We start from the raw sequence: 16,349 nt of genomic DNA, 5'->3' as shown, positions 1-16,349 counted from the left end.
CATGCAAATTCAAAATGTTTTAGTTGTATGCATTGGAAATATATGTCGTAGCCCCATGGCTGAATATTTTCTAAAAAACAATCATCCCAATTTAAATATTGAGTCTGCAGGTCTCTCTGCAATGTCTGGGCATTCGGCAGATGCAAAAGCTATACACTGTATGGATCAGCTGAATATTGATATGCGTCCACACATTGCCAGACAAATTACTGCCGAAATGATTAAAAAATCAGATTTAATTTTAGTCATGAGTAATAATCAAAAAAAACATCTTGAGCAAACTTGGTCTTTTGCCAAAGGAAAGGTTTTTCGTTTGGGGCATTGGCAAAATCAAAATGTGCCCGATCCTTATCAACATGATCAAGCTTTTTTTGATGAAACTTGTCGCAACATTCAAAAATACGTTTCTGACTGGCAATCCCATTTTTAATTTTTAGCAGTTTTATTTCATGAATTCGAATAGCACACCTCAAGACGATACCATTGACTTAAAAGAATTATTCTTTTCTTTGCTGTCGCAATGGAAGCTCATTGCTCTATGTACACTCCTTAGCCTCGTTTTCGCTCTCCTTTACTTAAAAGTAACGCCAAATGTCTACTCAACGGATGCTATGATTCAGGTTGAGGACGCTAAAGGTGCTGGTGCCGCAGCTCTTTTAGGGGATTTAGGAAGCGCACTACCTGGAGGAGTGGGTGGAAAGTCAGCTGCAGATGCGGAAATTGAAATCTTAAACTCGCGCAAAGTGCTCGGACAAACCATACAAGACTTAAAGCTAGATATTCGTATCACCGATGAACAAAGTAGCTTGACGCATCGTTTGCTCAACACAATTCAAAGCAAAGTGATCTATAAAAATAATGTTGTGACTTGGCAAGATAAAAAAAATGTATTTGTTATTCAATCTTTTGATGTGCCTAATTTTTATCTCGATAAAAAACTCACACTAAACTTTATCAATGGACAAGAGTTTAGCCTGTCTTATAAAAAAGATGTAGTGTTTAAAGGCAAGTTAAATGCGATCAATCAAAGCCTAGATCAGAAAGGTTTATGGAAAATTCAAATTTATGCGAAAAACCCTATCTCGCATGATTTTTCAGTCACTAAATTATCTATGCCTTCAGCCGTACAATGGATTAAAAAAGATTACGGCGTAGCGGAAAGAGGTAAAAACTCTGGTGTGATTGGTCTTAACTACAATGGTGAAGATAAAGAACATATCACCCAAGTACTTAACCACATCTTAAATATTTACCAAGCACAAAATATTGAACGTAAATCACTGGAATCGGCTCAAACATTGAGCTTCCTTGAAAAGCAACTGCCTGAGTTAAAACAACAACTCGAAGACTCTGAAATTAAATTTAACCGTTTCCGAGAACAATACAACACAATTGATGTAACACAAGAAGCGGAGTTAATGCTAAAACAGAATGTTGAACTGGAAAAATTAAAAATCCAACTACAACAGCAACAAGCAGAACTCTCTTCAAAATATACGCCTGACCACCCATTAATGTCAGCAATTAACGCTCAACTTTCTGAAATTAACAAAAAAACTTCAGAAATGACTCAATCCATTAAGCGTTTACCTGAAACCCAGCGACTGTACTTACAACTGTACCGCGATGTTAAGGTAAATACTGAGTTATACACTGCGTTATTGAATAGCTACCAACAACTCAAAATTGCCAAAGCAGGTGAAATTGGTAATGTACGCATTATTGATACTGCAATTGAACCTGTAAAACCAATTAAACCTAAAAAGCTCATCACATTAGTACTTGCTATTTTTGTAGGTGGCTTCTTGGGCACATTATTGGCCTTACTGCGTAATATGTTGCGCTCAGGTATTAAAGACTCGAATCAAATTGAAAATGAACTTGATTTACCTGTTTATGCCACTGTACCACGTTCGCCAGTGCAAGAAAGTCGTATTAACATTCTGAAAAAGAAAAAGAATATTCCTATTCTTGCGGTGAAACATAGTGATGATATTGCCATTGAAAGCCTACGTAGCATGCGTACTACCATTCACTTTGCCTTAAGCAGTGCCAAAAACAATATCATTATGATTTCTGGCCCTGCACCAGAGTTGGGTAAATCTTTTATTTCGACCAACTTAGCGACCATTTTGGCGCAAAGTGATAAGCGCGTATTATTGATTGACGCCGATTTACGTCGTGGTTATATGCACAAATACTTTAATTACGACCCTAAGCCTGGCTTAACCGAATACCTGAATGGTCAACACGAGTTAGGCAGTATTGTACGCAGTACTGAAGTTGAAAATTTAAGCTTCATCAGTCGTGGTAAAAGCCCTGCTAATCCGTCAGAGTTGTTAAGTACTCAAAAATTTGCAGATATGCTCACGCACTTGTCGAGCCAATTTGACCATATTCTGATTGATACCCCACCAGTTCTTGCAGTCACCGATGGGATTATTATTTCACAATATGCGGGTGTGAATTTGGTTGTGGCACGTTATGCCAAGACGCAAATGAAAGAGCTTGAACTGACTGTCAACCGCTTTGAACAAGCTGGCGTGAAAGTAAACGGCTTTATTTTGAATGATATTCAACGTGCTGGTGCTGGTTACGGGTATGGATACAATTATTCATATGCTTACAAAGCAAATAAAGATGATTAAAAATCCATCACAATAATCATCTCAAAAAGCCAGATCTCAAAGTCTGGCTTTTTATCGATAAACACATAAACTATATAAAAAATACACGCATTTTTTAGCTGAGTTATTCAATGCTTAAGCTTAGACATGCTAAGATCATGACCATGTTTTTTATTAAAATCTTACTTCGGACATCTCATGAGTAAAGCTTTACCTGTTGTGGTTGCAGTCGTTTTAGCTGGTGCAGCCCTTGTTCCAATTTATTATGCAACTCAACACCCAGCGACTGAGCTAGGCACCAAAGCAGATAAAAATGCGGCACCTGTTGCAAAAATCAGTTATGCGCTCGGTTATGAAGTTGCAAAGCAGACTCCGCCTGAATTGGAAACAGCTGCATTTATTACAGGTTTCCGTGATGCGCATGCACAAAAGCCTGCTGCCTATACTGAAGAGGAATTACAAGCTGCGTATATGGAGTTCCAAAAAGAATTACAACAAAAGCAACTGAACGAAACAAAGAAAGCAGAGGCAACAGGTAATTCATTCCTCACTGAAAATGCTAAAAAAGACGGCGTTAAAACCACTGCTTCAGGTTTGCAGTATAAAATCATTACAGAAGGTACGGGCAAACAGCCTACTGCCACTTCTGTGGTGAAAGTTCACTATAAGGGACAGCTCACTGATGGCAAGGTCTTTGACAGCTCCTACGACCGTGGTGAGCCCATTGAATTCCCATTGAATCAAGTCATTCCAGGCTGGACCGAAGGTCTACAGTTTATGAAAGAGGGTGGTAAAGCCACACTCTATATCCCAGCAAACCTGGGTTACGGTGCTCAGGGTGTACCTGGTTCTATTCCACCAAATAGTACCTTAATCTTTGATGTAGAACTCATTGCCGTAAAATAACTGATTAATAGGGAGAGCATGTGCTCTCCTTTATTTTGGAAGAAATAATGAAAAAATTAAGCCTTATTTTAATAGCTTCAACTTTTGCTACAGTCCACGCTGCCCCAATTACGCTAAAAAGCCCACAAAAAGATCAACTGGGCTATAGTTACGGTTATTTAATGGGGAAAGGCAATGCCGAAACCCTAAAAGACCTGAATATTGAAACTTTTGTTCAGGGAGTACAGGAAGCTGTTCAAGGAAAAGTCGCATCTTTGACTGATGAAGACATGGCGAAAGTACTCAACCAATATAAAAAACGTTTAGAGGCAAAACAGCTGATTGAGTTTCAGGAAGTTGGCCAGAAAAATGAACTTGCTGGTAAAACATTCCTCGCTGAAAATGCTCAAAAGACAGGCATCATAACCACCAAGTCAGGCTTGCAGTACCAAATTTTGCAGGAAGGTAAAGGGAAATCTCCAAAGGCAACCTCTACAGTTAAGGTGAACTACGAAGGCCGTTTACTGGATGGCACTGTGTTTGACAGCTCAATTGCCCGCAACCATCCAATTGAGTTTAAACTGAACCAAGTGATTGCTGGTTGGACTGAGGGTGTGCAAACCATGAAAGAGGGCGGTAAAAGCCGTTTCTTTATTCCAGCCAATTTGGCCTATGGCGATGTTGGTGCAGGTGATGCAATCGGACCCAACAGTACCCTAATTTTTGATATTGAATTACTTGAAGTTAAATAGTAAAAACCCTCCTGATGGAGGGTTTAGTTTTTTAGAGAGCTATTAGGCTCTTAAATGTCTTGGGCGGAACCCAGTTGCCAATAATCCTACGGCATAGGCCACTACCCCAACGACACACAGCCCAACCACTTCAGCAATCCTTAACCACTGTGAAATATCGCCCTGATACCAAGTCAGTGCATACCAAAGCGCAGCAATCATGGTCAGGTTGGCAATGGTAAATTGTACTGCCAGTTTCTTCCAGTGAGTTCCAAAGCGATAGATATTGCGTTTGTGCAAATAGAAATACAGCATGCCTGCATTGACCAAGGCAGAACCTGAAGAAGCCAGCGCCAAAGCCATATGTTCTGCATGCCAGTCAATCAGCTTAAAGAAACCGATAAACACCACGTTTAAAATGGCATTCGCCGCAACCGCCATTAACCCCACACGGACAGGAGTCTTGGTATCTTGCTGAGCATAGAAGCCTGGTGCAAACACCTTAATCAACATAAAAGAAATCACACCAGCACTCATACACTGCAACGCCAGCGCGGTCATATGTGTATCTTCCACGGTAAATTCACCGCGTTGGAACAATGCCTGAATAATCGGCGTAGACAGCATAAATAAGGCAATACTTGCAGGAATGCCCACCAACATAATGATCCTGGCTGCCCAGTCAATCATACTCCTGAATTTGGCTTGGTCCTGTTCAGCATGGCGGGCCGAAAGTGATGGCAGAATCACTGTGCCAATCGCCACACCGATCAAGCCCAAAGGCAGTTCAGTCATACGTTCTGCGCTATAGAGCCAGGAAACCGAACCATCCTGCATAAATGATGCCCAAATGGTATTCAGCAATAGGTTGATCTGTGTAACTGAAACACCAAACAATGCTGGTAGCATCAACTTTAAAATACGGTCGACACCCTCATGTTTAAAATCAACCTTGGGTGGAATCAGTAGATTCTTTTTCCATAATTCAGGAATCTGGATGGCAAGTTGCAAAATACCTGCGGCAACAACAGCCCAACCCAATGCCATAATCGGCTCAGCCATATATGGCGTTAACCACCACGCTCCTGCAATCATGGCTACATTCAGCAATACAGGTGAAAATGCGGGTGAGGCAAATGAGCCGTAACTGTTCAGTATACTGCTGGCAAATGCCGTCAACGACATAAACATCAGATATGGAATGGTTAGGCGGAACATATCAACCGCAAGGTCAAATTTCTCAGGATCGTTGTGGAAACCAGGCGCATACAGATAAATAATTGCAGGTGCGGCAACCATCGCCACAAAGGTCAGCAAGGTCATTGCGGTGAGTAGACAACCAAAGACACGGCTAATCAGGATCTGAACTTCGGCATGAGCACGGCTGGTTTTATATTCTGTCAGGACTGGAATAAAGGCCTGGGAAAAAGCCCCTTCCGCAAACAGCCGCCGAAAAAAGTTGGGAATACGAAAGGCAACGACAAAGGTATCAAAGTCCTTACCTGCACCAAACACATTGAGCAGCACTACATCGCGTACCAAACCCAAAATTCGGGATAACATCGTCATTGCACTGACAATTACAGTCGATCGCCACAATGCCATCGCACTCACCTACGGCTTATCTTTAAAAAGCGTTATTGTAATGAAAGTTAAAATAGATTTCGTTGTGAAATCATAAATCGGTTGATGTTTTTTCAGATAACAACTGACGGAACAATTGCCAGTCAAAATACAACCCTGGGTCGGTCTTACGTTTTGGTGCAATATCTGAGTGCCCTGCAATATGGTTCTGAATTTTTGGATAGGCCTGGCGCAGTATTTTCACCACGTTTACAAGTGATTGATATTGTTCTGACTCAAAAGGCAAGTCATCACTGCCTTCTAATTCGATGCCAATCGAATAGTCATTACATTCTTTTTGAGCGAGATAGCTGGAACGTCCTGCATGCCATGAACGTTCATTAAAGTTGACGAACTGGATGACCTCTCCCGTACGCAAGATCAGCAAATGTGCGGATACCTGCATCCCTTCAATGGTCTGAAAATATGGATGGATAGACCAATCTAATTTATTTTGAAAAAACTGCTGGATATAGCCTCCCCCAAACTGTGATGGTGGCAGGCTAATGTTGTGGATCACAATCAACTGAATTTCAGTATCAACAGGACGGGCATTAAAATTGGGGGATGCGATCTGTGTTGCGCCTTGTAATATTCCATCTTGCACTTGAGCAAATCTAGATTGTTGCATTGTGACCCGAATCAGTAATTTAATATTTATCCTCCACATTCTGACATGCTTTATCGTGAATAATCGAGATCAAATACTTATTTTTTACGAGGACAATGCTAAGATAAGCCCCAAGTTTTTTGGTCAACATCTACTGGAAATCGTATGAGCATCCCACAATCTTTGCTTGAACAATCTATTCAAATCAATATTCAGCAAGCATTACAGGAAGATATTGGGGACGGCGACATCACGGCCCTGCTCACACCAGCAGATGAACAGGCCACTGCGACCATTATTAGCCGTGAAGAGATGGTGTTGGCAGGACAGCCCTGGGTCAATACATTGATTCAGGCTTATGACAAGACCGTTCAAGTCACTTGGTTAAAACAAGAGGGTGAAGTGGTTGGAGCCAATGAAGCATTTTTAAAGCTTGCTGGTTCTGCCCGTAGTCTTTTGACAGTAGAACGCCCTGCATTGAACTTCATCCAAACCCTGTCTGCGGTGGCAACCAAAACCGCAAGTTATGTAAAACAACTGGATGGCTTACATACCAAACTATTAGATACTCGTAAAACCTTACCCGGTCTGCGTATTGCGCAAAAATATGCGGTTGGTATCGGTGGCGGACAGAACCACCGTTTAGGTTTGTTTGATGCATTCCTGATCAAGGAAAATCATATTATGGCGGCAGGTGGAATTGCTCAGGCCATTGCCAAAGCCCATGAGATTGCCCCAGGAAAAGCCGTTGAGGTTGAGGTGGAAACCTGGGATGAACTGAATCAGGCACTGGAAGCAGGTGCCGATATTGTAATGCTGGATAATTTTAGCCAACAGCAAATGATTGATGCCGTGAAACACGTTGCGGGACGTTGCAAACTGGAAGCATCAGGCAATATCACCATTGAGAACCTACGTGAAGTTGCCAGCACAGGGGTTGACTACATTTCGATGGGCGTATTGACCAAAGATGTAAGAGCTGTTGATTTATCCATGCGTTTTAACGGCTAGACCTGTTCGGAATCATCTTCCTCTACAGTTGTTTTATCTTTAGCCGAAGCATCTGCAACCTTTGGGGTTTCAGATGTCTTGAGTTGTTTAGTCCAAGCTGACTTGGCTTCAGTTGAATCAGTTGGACGTGGATCGGCTGCCATGAGAACGAAAGTCACTGCGGTAAGAAATACTAAAAAAACCTGTAACATGATTATCCCTATTTATTGTTCCTGTTTAATTTGCTTAATTTAACAGGGCAAAGTGAGATGAATTTGCTGACTTTGTTACAACATAGACAGACTAAGTGAATTTATGTTGAAGAGCATGCTGTTCTGTCTAATGCTATTTAGACTTATGTAAATATCCGATATCAAACGCCCAGATTGATTAGGACAAAAAAAGGCGGTCTAAAGTAGCCAGACCGCCTGAACTATCAACTGGAAATTACCAACCGAGAGCTTGTTGTTGCTTTTGGATCAGTTCCTGAATCCCTTTTTCTGCAAGCTCTAACATGGCATTGCACTGGCTACGGGTAAACGGCTTGTCTTCTGCCGTTCCCTGAATCTCAATAAATTCGCCTGCCTGCGTCATCACCACGTTTAAATCCGTTTGGCAATTTGAATCTTCTTCGTAGCAGAGGTCGAGTAAAACCTCGTCCTGATACATCCCCACCGAGATGGCTGCCACCAGACCTTTTAACGGGTCCTGTTTAATTTTCTTGTTGCTGAGCAACACATTCATTGCATCAACTAAAGCTACCGCTGCGCCTGTAATGGCTGCTGTACGGGTACCGCCATCTGCTTGAATGACATCACAGTCGATGGTGATGGTGTTTTCACCGAGCTTTTTCAGGTCAACCATTGCTCTTAGGCTACGGCCAATCAAACGCTGGATTTCCTGGGTACGGCCTGTCTGTTTTCCCCGTGCCGCCTCACGATCACTTCGTGTATGCGTTGAACGCGGTAACATGCCATATTCCGCAGTGACCCAGCCTTGCCCCTGTCCTTTCAAAAAGCGTGGTACTGAATTGTCAATACTCGCTGTACACAGCACCTTGGTATGACCAAATTCAACCAAAACTGAACCCTCTGCATAGCGGGTATAGTTACGGGTAATTTTTACCTCACGTAATTGGTCTAATGTTCTTTGGTCAATACGCATAACGATTCCTTAAAACTATGGCACAAATATAATTGCACCATAGTATAGCTCAATTACACGCGATTTCAGTTTTACTTATTCGTTACAATTCCACGAATAAGCAATCCTTTAAGCAAATTTAAATCTCGCTTTTAAATTTGTCCAACCTTGCGCCAATTGTGCCGACATATCATTTGGCAATGAACATTTTGCTAAGCGCACCCACACAGTACCAAATTGCTTCATGAAATTAGCTTCGTTATAGTTCACGCCATATTCAGCGCATAACGCCCTGATCTGCGGTGCCACTTGCTCATAACGATTTGCTGGCATATCTGGGAACAAATGGTGCTCAATCTGATGGCTTAAGTTACCACTCATAAAGTGCATCCACTTACCACCTGTGAAGTTGCTTGAACCACGGATCTGGCGTAAGTACCATTCTGCCTTGCTTTCGTTCTCACTATTATCCGCTTCAAAGGTTTCTGCATCTTCAGTAAAATGACCGTTAAAAATCACTGCCGAAGACCATAAGTTACGAATCACATTGGCTACAGCATTGCCTGCCAATACTGGGATAAAGTTAATCGTCGCAATCGCTGGGAAAAACACATAATCTTTGAGGACTTGGCGAGTCGCTTTTTTACGAAACTCGGCTGCATCTGCCCACACTTGTTTCCATGTTTTGGTTTTATACACTAGCGCATCTTCCAAATGTAGGTTTTGTACGCCCACATACCATTGGAAAAAGAACATTAACTGTAATGCCAATGGAATATTTGCCAAATGACGAACTTCCCATTTTTGGTCTTCCGTGACACGTAAGATGCCATAGCCAACGTCATGGTCTTTGCCCACAATATTGGTATAAGTATGGTGCATATAGTTATGGGTAAAACGCCAATCATTTCCTGAGCAGGTATTGTCCCAGTCATAATCTTCACCACGTAAACTTGGGTCATTCAACCAGTCAAACTGACCATGCATGACATTGTGTCCAAGTTCCATGTTTTCGACGATCTTAGATACGCCTAACATTGCTGTACCTAATAACCATACAGGTGGAATCCAACCACCAAACATCAACATGCCACGAGATGCAATCTCGGTATAACGCACAAAATTACGGACTTTATAGATATATTTTGAATCTTCTTCGCCTAAATTCTGCATAACAGCTAAACGAATTTCTTCGACACGGCGACCCAATTCCTGAACTTGTTCAGGGCTTAAATGTGCTGACTTTGATGCTGCTTTAAATTCTAATGCCATATTCATTTCAATTATCCTCAATATTTGTTTTTATAGGTCAATCGTGACTGGGCTAAGGGCTTGGCTTACGCATAACTTGATCGCACGATTAGGCTGATCATCAATCTCACCCGTAATCACGTTCTGTGTTACACCACTAACTTTGGTACAGCTACAGCGATTACATACCCCCATGCGACAACCATGCTGTGGGCGTAAACCTGCTTGCTCCGCACTACTTAATAGATTGGTCGTTGCAATAAAATTCTGTTGTGCACGACGGAAAGTAATCGGTTGAGCTCCGTTCGACTGCTCAATTTGTACAGGTTGGAAAAATTCTTGATGAAAATTTCCTACCGCATCCTGTTGAGCATAAATCTCTTGTGCTTGGCGCATCATGCTATGATGACCACAGGCATATGTCTGTAATTCTTTAAAGTTCGGAACTAACTTTTCTAATAAAGCGGTATCTAAATGCTGCTTTTGCTGTGCTGTATTAAAAAAGTGATATTTCAGTTGTGGATATTGTTCTGCTAAAGCCAATATTTCCTGATGGAACACTTCAGCACGGTTAAAATACACTACGTGAACTTCTTTTAAATTCTGTGCAACAGCTTGTTGTAACAGTGAATAAATCGCTGTAATCCCCGAGCCTGATGCAATCAATAATGCAGCTTGTGATCCTTGATGCAGAACAAAATCACCTTGTGCCTGCGAAATCTCAAGACTATCACCCACATGCAAAAGTTGCGCTGCGCTTGACACCAAGCCCTGTACTTTAATACCCAGACAAATTTCACCTTGTGCGGTAACATCAATAATTGAGTAGCTACGTTGATGATAAACCCCGTGAATCATCAAGGTAAGCAAAATACTTTGACCTGCACGTACCGCAGCGATATCAAAGTTTTTGTTTGGTTTTAAAGTCAATAAAACCATATCTTTACTTAAGGACTGTACCCCAGTCACTTCAGCAAGGATGCGTTTCCATGCAAATGTCGGCTTGATTTTCTGTAAGATAAAATCAACAAAATCTTCTCTAACCCAATGTGGCTGATAGCTTAACTGTGCGTTCATAAGTTCCTCGTTTTGTATCTGGCTATTTATCTTGAGTGAACGTATGTTCATATAGTGAACATATGTACACTATATTTATTTGTGTTCACTGAGTCAACACTTGTTCACTAATTTTTTGAATATTTTTTATTCTTTTTATAAGTGGCTAAAAATCATGAAAAAATAAATGATTTAAACCTGATGCTTTTTGCCCAGCCACAACGCCCTGGTTTTGGACAAGCAGGAATCTGTCTTATTTAGCAATGGTTGGGGCTAAAAAAGTTTTGTTTTTTTTGCTAGACTCTGCTTATGGTTTTAATGGAACTTATTCATGTCGATTAGAGATGAACGAAAACAACAGAGTCGGCAGGCTCTACTGGATGCGGCACTTCATCTCAGTACCTCTGGGCGCTCATTTAGTAGCATCAGTTTGCGTGAGGTGGCTCGCGAAGTTGGGTTGGTGCCAACGGCGTTCTATCGTCATTTTCAGGACATGGATACATTGGGACAGGAGCTGGTTGACCAAGTGTCACTCCATTTAAAAAGCCTGATCCATCAGTTGGGACAAAGCTATCTACAGCATGGCGGAAGCGCCAAAACCCGTACCAGCATTGAACTATTTGTACAGGCAGTCAACCATAGCCCGCAGCAGTGGCAGTTCATGATTGCTGAACGCTGGGGCGGTTCTGAGACGGTAAGAATCGCAATCGCACGGGAAATTGAGTTTTTGATTGAGGACCTTGCCATTGATTTGTGCAAGCTTGAAACCTTTAAGCACATTAAAGAGTCCAAGGACCTGCAAGTGCTATCCACCATCCTGATCAATATGTCATTTACATGGGCCATGACCTGGATCAACCTCCCGAAACAGTTCACGATTGATCATTTACTCGAACAACAGAAGCTGTTTATTGACAATGCGGCAACTCAGGTACGCTTATTATTCCGTGGCATCTCCAACTGGGAACCACAAAACGCCTGATCTTATCAAAGCTAAAGTTTGATATATAAAAGCGTTGCTTAGCGTTATGATTAATAACACACTAATGCAAATGCCGTTTAGAACACTATGAGGAGCCTATAAGCATCATGAACCCTGATCGTCATACTCAGTTCTTAATTCGTAAAGAAAAAATTTTGCAGGTTGCGGAAAAGCTATTACTTGAAAATAACCAAGAAATGACCTTGGATGAACTGGTTGCCGAGCTAGATATTGCTAAAGGTACTTTATATAAACATTTCCGCAGTAAAAATGAATTACTGTTGGAACTGATTATTCAAAATGAAAAAGAAATCCTCAAGATTTCAGAAAAATATAACACTGATGTCAAAGAATATGCGCCTCGTTATATGCTTTATCATTTAACGTCACCGAGTCGTACGATTTTACTGCATCAGTTAGAAGAACATCTGACCATGACCGAGTCAAAGCTGAAGCACCTGTTTGATGAGCTGTATGCGGTTCGCCAGCAACGTATTGTTTCACTGAAAGAAATGACTGAGAAATATTTAAAGTCACTTAACTATGATATGTCGATCCGTGACTATCTGTCCTATATCTGGTCCTTGACCTACGGTGCCGCCCTGTTGCTTAACTCAAGCTATTACCAGCGTTCAATTGGTTCCCGCCAGAAGCTGATCAACCTCTATGTCAGTCAGGCGCTGTCACTACCGACCCAGACGGTACAGATTGATTTAAAAGAGTTTCAACTGGAACAGCCCTAAAATAAAAAGGACCGTATTGAACAGTCCTTCTTTACACCACCACAAACCCGTAAATTATTTACCGCCCTTACGCTCTTTCTCAAGCAGATAGTCAACCACCTGGGTGACCTTGCCATCTTCACCTTGCACCACATATTTACCCGCAACCACCACGGCTGGCACACCCGTCAACTGGTACTGCTGCGCCAACTGATTAGATTCAGCCACTTTTGCAGTGATCGGGAATGAATTAAACATGCTGTTGAACTTCTGCTCAGGCACATCATAACGGGCAAAGAATTTTGCTTGGGATGCTTGATCAAAAATCTGCTGACCACCATCATGGATGGCGTGGAACAGTGGAATATGGGTTTTCTTACGCACACCCAGTGCCTCAGACACATAATAACCACGAGCACCCTGTTCCCACACCTTGTTCATTGCCGCTGGGGTACGCAGGAAATACACATCTTTTGGAATTTTCTTTAACCACGTTTGCATATGTGGTTCAAGCTTAAAGCAGTGCGGGCAACCGTACCAAAAGAATTCACGTACTTCAATTTTTCCCGCTGGGGCAGCTGTTTTACCTGGATTGGCAACCACGGTATAGTCTTTACCAGCAACAAAATCAGCAGCCGTTGCATTCATTGAAAACGCCATTACAACTGCACTTAAACCACTTAATACTAAATTTTTCATTGAGTTTGCTTTTCCTCTAAGCATTTTTCGTAAGTTTATATACTAAATATAAAACAAACACGACCAATTCGTTTTGCTTCTGTGAAGTTTTTTATTGGATTTATCGCTTTTTTTTCCAGAATCGCTACACTACCAACAGATTAAACCAAAATAATCATCCTAATATGAATGAGGTGACACCATGTCGCAGTTGAATGTTGATCCACAGGAAATCGCAAAATTTGAGGCCTTGGCTGCCAAATGGTGGGATCAGCATTCCGAGTTTCGTCCCCTGCATCAAATCAACCCGTTGCGCTTAAACTGGATTGATGAGCGGGTCGGTGGACTGTCGGGCAAAAAAGTGCTGGATGTGGGCTGTGGTGGCGGTATTCTGGCGGAAAGCATGGCACGCCGTGGTGCCAATGTGCTGGGCATTGACATGGGCGAGGCACCACTTGCGGTGGGTCGCCTGCATGCACAGCAGGATAATGTACAGAATATTGAGTACCGCCAGATTCCCGTTGAACAACTGGCGCAGGAACAGGCAGGACAATACGATGTCGTCACCTGTATGGAAATGATGGAACACGTTCCCGATCCAGCCTCCATCGTCAAGGCTTGCCAAAGCTTGGTCAAGCCAGGTGGTCATGTGTTCTTCTCCACCATTAACCGTAATCCCAAATCCTACTTGTTTGCGATTATCGGTGCGGAATATGTGCTGCGCCTACTGCCAAAAGGCACCCATGATTATCATAAGTTCATTCGTCCATCGGAAATGGCGCATGACATCCGCAATGCAGGTCTTACCTTAAAGGAAATGACTGGCCTGCATTACAATCCATTGACCAAGCATTACTGGCTGGCACCCAATGTCGATGTCAATTACATGGTTCATACAGTCAATACAGGTGCCTAATGAAAGCGGTTTTATTTGATCTTGATGGTACCCTGATTGACACCGCGGCGGACTTTATCCGTATTATCCAGCAAATGTGCCGTGATGAGCAACGTCCTGTGGTGGAGGCGGAAATCATCCGAACCCAGGTGTCCGAAGGTGCACGTGCGATGGTCCAGCTGGTTTATCCTGAAATGGACGTAACAGACCCCGTATTTTTGGCGCATCGTCAGCGTTTTCTAAATACCTATGGCGACAATATCGTGGTCGACACCAACCTGTTTGAGGGAATGTATCCCCTGCTTGAGGAACTCGAAGCCCATCAAATTCCCTGGGGTATTGTCACCAATAAACCGCGTGGTTTAAGTGAATTGTTGCTGGCCGCACTAAACCTGACCGAACGCTGCGCGGTACTGGTGTGTCCAGAGGATGTCAGCAAAACCAAGCCTGACCCTGAACCGATGTATTTGGCAGCGAAACAGTTGAATCTGGAGGCCAGGGACATTATCTATGTGGGGGATCACCCACGTGATATTGATGCAGGGCGCAATGCGGAGATGTATACGATTTTGGCAGCCTATGGTTACCTGCCTGTTGAGTCCCGTGATGACCTGCTGGCATGGCAGGCTGATGCGATTATTCAAACCGTGCCTGAACTTCACCAACTGTTAAAAAATAAAATCGCGGTTTTAGCCGAAAATCAGGGTATGATGGGCTAAGCATACAAGATAACAATAGGAGGTATAACAATGAAATATTCAGAATATCAACCTCGTCCAGACCTGCTCAAGGATCGCATTATCCTGATTACAGGTGCAGGTGATGGAATTGGGCGTGCTGCTGCTATTAGTTATGCCTTACATGGCGCCACGGTTGTGCTTCATGGTCGTACCCTGAACAAACTCGAAGTCATCTATGATGAAATTGAGGGTCTGGGTGCGCCACAACCTGCCATTCTGCCCTTACAGCTTTCAACCGCCTCCAGCCATGACTATGAGCTTCTGGTCAATACACTGGAACAGCAGTTTGGCCGCTTAGATGGTATCCTGCACAATGCGGGCATGCTGGGTGACCGTGTTGAACTGGCACATTATCCAATTGATGTGTGGGATGACGTGCTTTCCGTCAACCTACGTGCGCCTTTTGCCCTGACACAGGCACTGCTTCCACTGCTGCAAAAATCGGCACACGCCTCGGTGGTGTTCACCAGTTCCAGTGTGGGACGTGAACCGCGTGCGTTGTGGGGCGCCTATTCCGTCTCCAAGGTGGCCACGGAAGCCATGAGCAAGATATTTGCCTCAGAGAATAGCTATCCAAACATCCGCTTTAACTGCATCAATCCAGGGGGCACACGCACCGCCATGCGCGCCAAGGCCTATCCTAATGAAGACCCGAAAGTGCTGCCAACAGCTGACGAGATTATGCCTGCCTATCTTTACCTCATGGGTGATGATAGTTTGGACATGAATGGTCAGAGCATTGATGCGCAGGCCTAGGTTTTCAGCATCAACCAACAATAGGCCTGTAACGGTCACAACCTATCGTTTTTAAAGTGCAACTGGGGAGAGTCTCCATCTTTTTAATGGAATAATGAATTGATCTTCACAGTTTCTCTGCATTTTTAGAGTAAAGTTTTCCCATGAGAGACATCCGCCTAGGTGCATCATGAAAAAAGTTTTCATCATCTTGATATTAGGTTCAACCACCCTTTTCAGCAGTATGGGTAGTTTTGCAGGCCCGCATTTTGACCGTGACGATTCCCGTGGCGGTGGTTGGCAGGGCCGCAACCTTGATCGTGATGATGATCCGCGCGGCAACTGGCAGGGCCGTCCAGCCGATCGTCCAGGAGAGGAAAACCGTGATCGTGAGCGCCGCATGCGTCAGGAACGCGGTGTTGAACGCCTGAAGCAGCATCGCTGGCAGGAGGGTTATGTCATGCCGCAGCATTACCGTGGTAACAGCTACAAAGTTGACTACAAGAACAATAATCTGCCAAAACCAGGCCGTAACGAGCAATGGTACAAAATCAACAATGACTACATCCTGGTCAACTCGGATGACAACAGCATTGTGCGCATCAGGGGATTCTAGACGTTTTCCCATGTGCAGGTCCAATAAACTTGGGCCGTTGTTTTAGGAATAGATTTATCTTTTCA

At 43.1% G+C, this 16,349-nt stretch carries 18 protein-coding genes; 11 read left to right on the top strand and 7 right to left on the bottom strand.

Annotation, left to right across the window (positions count from 1 at the left end; all coding sequences use genetic code 11):
• Position 1 precedes the first annotated feature (1 nt).
• From F967_RS02695 to F967_RS02680, 4 genes are all read left to right on the top strand, one after another.
• Complete coding sequence (locus tag F967_RS02695) at positions 2-430, top strand: low molecular weight protein-tyrosine-phosphatase (RefSeq protein WP_004680161.1); 429 nt, start codon at positions 2-4, stop codon at positions 428-430.
• Positions 431-449: 19 nt separating this feature from the next.
• Positions 450-2,648, top strand: a complete 2,199-nt coding sequence (locus F967_RS02690; protein ID WP_004798014.1) for a polysaccharide biosynthesis tyrosine autokinase — start codon at positions 450-452, stop codon at positions 2,646-2,648.
• Between the two features lie 177 nt (positions 2,649-2,825).
• Positions 2,826-3,533, top strand: a complete 708-nt coding sequence (locus F967_RS02685) for a BamJ family beta-barrel-assembly machinery protein (RefSeq protein ID WP_004798012.1) — start codon at positions 2,826-2,828, stop codon at positions 3,531-3,533.
• Between the two features lie 47 nt (positions 3,534-3,580).
• The gene (locus F967_RS02680; RefSeq protein ID WP_010589301.1) at positions 3,581-4,264 is read left to right on the top strand and encodes a BamJ family beta-barrel-assembly machinery protein; all 684 of its coding nucleotides are present in this window, start codon (positions 3,581-3,583) and stop codon (positions 4,262-4,264) included.
• Positions 4,265-4,306: 42 nt separating this feature from the next.
• Here F967_RS02680 and murJ read toward each other — a convergent pair whose 3' ends face one another.
• Together murJ and ampD are read right to left on the bottom strand one after the other, a co-directional pair.
• Positions 4,307-5,857 carry a murein biosynthesis integral membrane protein MurJ gene (gene murJ / locus F967_RS02675; RefSeq protein WP_171062068.1) on the bottom strand — a complete coding sequence of 517 codons (1,551 nt, stop codon included), beginning with the start codon at positions 5,855-5,857 and terminating at the stop codon, positions 4,307-4,309.
• A 61-nt stretch (positions 5,858-5,918) separates the two neighbouring features.
• Entirely contained in the window at positions 5,919-6,497 is a 579-nt protein-coding gene (ampD, locus tag F967_RS02670; RefSeq protein WP_004798010.1) for a 1,6-anhydro-N-acetylmuramyl-L-alanine amidase AmpD, read from the bottom strand.
• 144 nt (positions 6,498-6,641) lie between these two features.
• On the opposite strand from ampD, the gene nadC reads away from it, so the two are divergent.
• Positions 6,642-7,487 carry a carboxylating nicotinate-nucleotide diphosphorylase gene (gene nadC, locus F967_RS02665; protein ID WP_004798008.1) on the top strand — a complete coding sequence of 282 codons (846 nt, stop codon included), beginning with the start codon at positions 6,642-6,644 and terminating at the stop codon, positions 7,485-7,487.
• Here nadC and F967_RS02660 read toward each other — a convergent pair.
• The 4 genes from F967_RS02660 to F967_RS02645 all read right to left on the bottom strand — a co-directional run bounded on the left by F967_RS02660 (position 7,484) and on the right by F967_RS02645 (position 10,937).
• Entirely contained in the window at positions 7,484-7,678 is a 195-nt protein-coding gene (locus F967_RS02660) for an ABZJ_00068 family colistin stress protein (RefSeq protein ID WP_004675344.1), read from the bottom strand. The two genes, nadC and F967_RS02660, sit on opposite strands and share 4 nt — an antisense overlap.
• Before the next feature lie 235 nt (positions 7,679-7,913).
• The gene (gene rph, locus F967_RS02655; RefSeq protein ID WP_004680175.1) at positions 7,914-8,630 is read right to left on the bottom strand and encodes a ribonuclease PH; all 717 of its coding nucleotides are present in this window, start codon (positions 8,628-8,630) and stop codon (positions 7,914-7,916) included.
• A 108-nt stretch (positions 8,631-8,738) separates the two neighbouring features.
• Positions 8,739-9,881: a fatty acid desaturase family protein gene (locus F967_RS02650; RefSeq protein WP_171063066.1), complete on the bottom strand. Its 1,143-nt coding sequence runs from the start codon at positions 9,879-9,881 to the stop codon at positions 8,739-8,741.
• 30 nt (positions 9,882-9,911) lie between these two features.
• Complete coding sequence (locus F967_RS02645; protein WP_004798006.1) at positions 9,912-10,937, bottom strand: flavin reductase family protein; 1,026 nt, start codon at positions 10,935-10,937, stop codon at positions 9,912-9,914.
• A 310-nt stretch (positions 10,938-11,247) separates the two neighbouring features.
• Between F967_RS02645 and F967_RS02640 the strand changes: the two genes are divergently transcribed.
• Positions 11,248-11,898 (top strand): TetR family transcriptional regulator, encoded by a 651-nt coding sequence (locus F967_RS02640; RefSeq protein WP_004675352.1) that lies wholly within the window; start codon positions 11,248-11,250, stop codon positions 11,896-11,898.
• Between the two features lie 107 nt (positions 11,899-12,005).
• A complete protein-coding gene (locus F967_RS02635; protein WP_004675353.1) occupies positions 12,006-12,641 on the top strand; it encodes a TetR/AcrR family transcriptional regulator in 636 nt (211 codons plus the stop codon).
• A gap of 54 nt (positions 12,642-12,695) precedes the next feature.
• Here the strand turns inward: F967_RS02635 and F967_RS02630 are convergent, their stop codons facing one another.
• Positions 12,696-13,319: a thiol:disulfide interchange protein DsbA/DsbL gene (locus F967_RS02630; RefSeq protein ID WP_004798004.1), complete on the bottom strand. Its 624-nt coding sequence runs from the start codon at positions 13,317-13,319 to the stop codon at positions 12,696-12,698.
• 181 nt (positions 13,320-13,500) lie between these two features.
• On the opposite strand from F967_RS02630, the gene ubiG reads away from it, so the two are divergent.
• The 4 genes from ubiG to F967_RS02610 all read left to right on the top strand — a co-directional run bounded on the left by ubiG (position 13,501) and on the right by F967_RS02610 (position 16,284).
• The gene (gene ubiG, locus F967_RS02625; protein ID WP_004675359.1) at positions 13,501-14,214 is read left to right on the top strand and encodes a bifunctional 2-polyprenyl-6-hydroxyphenol methylase/3-demethylubiquinol 3-O-methyltransferase UbiG; all 714 of its coding nucleotides are present in this window, start codon (positions 13,501-13,503) and stop codon (positions 14,212-14,214) included.
• Positions 14,214-14,912: an HAD family hydrolase gene (locus tag F967_RS02620; RefSeq protein ID WP_004798002.1), complete on the top strand. Its 699-nt coding sequence runs from the start codon at positions 14,214-14,216 to the stop codon at positions 14,910-14,912. Before ubiG ends, F967_RS02620 begins: the two co-directional genes overlap by 1 nt.
• A 30-nt stretch (positions 14,913-14,942) precedes the next feature.
• Positions 14,943-15,689 (top strand): YciK family oxidoreductase, encoded by a 747-nt coding sequence (locus F967_RS02615; protein ID WP_004758644.1) that lies wholly within the window; start codon positions 14,943-14,945, stop codon positions 15,687-15,689.
• Between the two features lie 169 nt (positions 15,690-15,858).
• Positions 15,859-16,284, top strand: coding sequence for an RcnB family protein (locus tag F967_RS02610; RefSeq protein ID WP_004798000.1), 426 nt, complete (start codon positions 15,859-15,861; stop codon positions 16,282-16,284).
• Positions 16,285-16,349: the final 65 nt, after the last annotated feature.

The organism is Acinetobacter sp. CIP 102637 (genome assembly GCF_000368425.1).
GTDB lineage: Bacteria > Pseudomonadota > Gammaproteobacteria > Pseudomonadales > Moraxellaceae > Acinetobacter > Acinetobacter parvus.
The sequence above is the reverse complement of the archived record's forward strand: the minus strand, read 5'-3'. Positions and strand labels throughout refer to the sequence as shown.

What these genes read in the sequence shown, in the direction of transcription:
- F967_RS02695 (WP_004680161.1), top strand. Translation starts at nt 2, where the DNA reads ATGCAAATTCAAAATGTTTTAGTTGTATGCATTGGAAATATATGTCGT.
- F967_RS02690 (WP_004798014.1), top strand. Translation starts at nt 450, where the DNA reads ATGAATTCGAATAGCACACCTCAAGACGATACCATTGACTTAAAAGAA.
- F967_RS02685 (WP_004798012.1), top strand. Translation starts at nt 2,826, where the DNA reads ATGAGTAAAGCTTTACCTGTTGTGGTTGCAGTCGTTTTAGCTGGTGCA.
- F967_RS02680 (WP_010589301.1), top strand. Translation starts at nt 3,581, where the DNA reads ATGAAAAAATTAAGCCTTATTTTAATAGCTTCAACTTTTGCTACAGTC.
- ampD (WP_004798010.1), bottom strand. Translation starts at nt 6,497, where the DNA reads ATGCAACAATCTAGATTTGCTCAAGTGCAAGATGGAATATTACAAGGC.
- nadC (WP_004798008.1), top strand. Translation starts at nt 6,642, where the DNA reads ATGAGCATCCCACAATCTTTGCTTGAACAATCTATTCAAATCAATATT.
- F967_RS02660 (WP_004675344.1), bottom strand. Translation starts at nt 7,678, where the DNA reads ATGTTACAGGTTTTTTTAGTATTTCTTACCGCAGTGACTTTCGTTCTC.
- rph (WP_004680175.1), bottom strand. Translation starts at nt 8,630, where the DNA reads ATGCGTATTGACCAAAGAACATTAGACCAATTACGTGAGGTAAAAATT.
- F967_RS02650 (WP_171063066.1), bottom strand. Translation starts at nt 9,881, where the DNA reads ATGGCATTAGAATTTAAAGCAGCATCAAAGTCAGCACATTTAAGCCCT.
- F967_RS02645 (WP_004798006.1), bottom strand. Translation starts at nt 10,937, where the DNA reads ATGAACGCACAGTTAAGCTATCAGCCACATTGGGTTAGAGAAGATTTT.
- F967_RS02640 (WP_004675352.1), top strand. Translation starts at nt 11,248, where the DNA reads ATGTCGATTAGAGATGAACGAAAACAACAGAGTCGGCAGGCTCTACTG.
- F967_RS02635 (WP_004675353.1), top strand. Translation starts at nt 12,006, where the DNA reads ATGAACCCTGATCGTCATACTCAGTTCTTAATTCGTAAAGAAAAAATT.
- F967_RS02630 (WP_004798004.1), bottom strand. Translation starts at nt 13,319, where the DNA reads ATGAAAAATTTAGTATTAAGTGGTTTAAGTGCAGTTGTAATGGCGTTT.
- ubiG (WP_004675359.1), top strand. Translation starts at nt 13,501, where the DNA reads ATGTCGCAGTTGAATGTTGATCCACAGGAAATCGCAAAATTTGAGGCC.
- F967_RS02620 (WP_004798002.1), top strand. Translation starts at nt 14,214, where the DNA reads ATGAAAGCGGTTTTATTTGATCTTGATGGTACCCTGATTGACACCGCG.
- F967_RS02615 (WP_004758644.1), top strand. Translation starts at nt 14,943, where the DNA reads ATGAAATATTCAGAATATCAACCTCGTCCAGACCTGCTCAAGGATCGC.
- F967_RS02610 (WP_004798000.1), top strand. Translation starts at nt 15,859, where the DNA reads ATGAAAAAAGTTTTCATCATCTTGATATTAGGTTCAACCACCCTTTTC.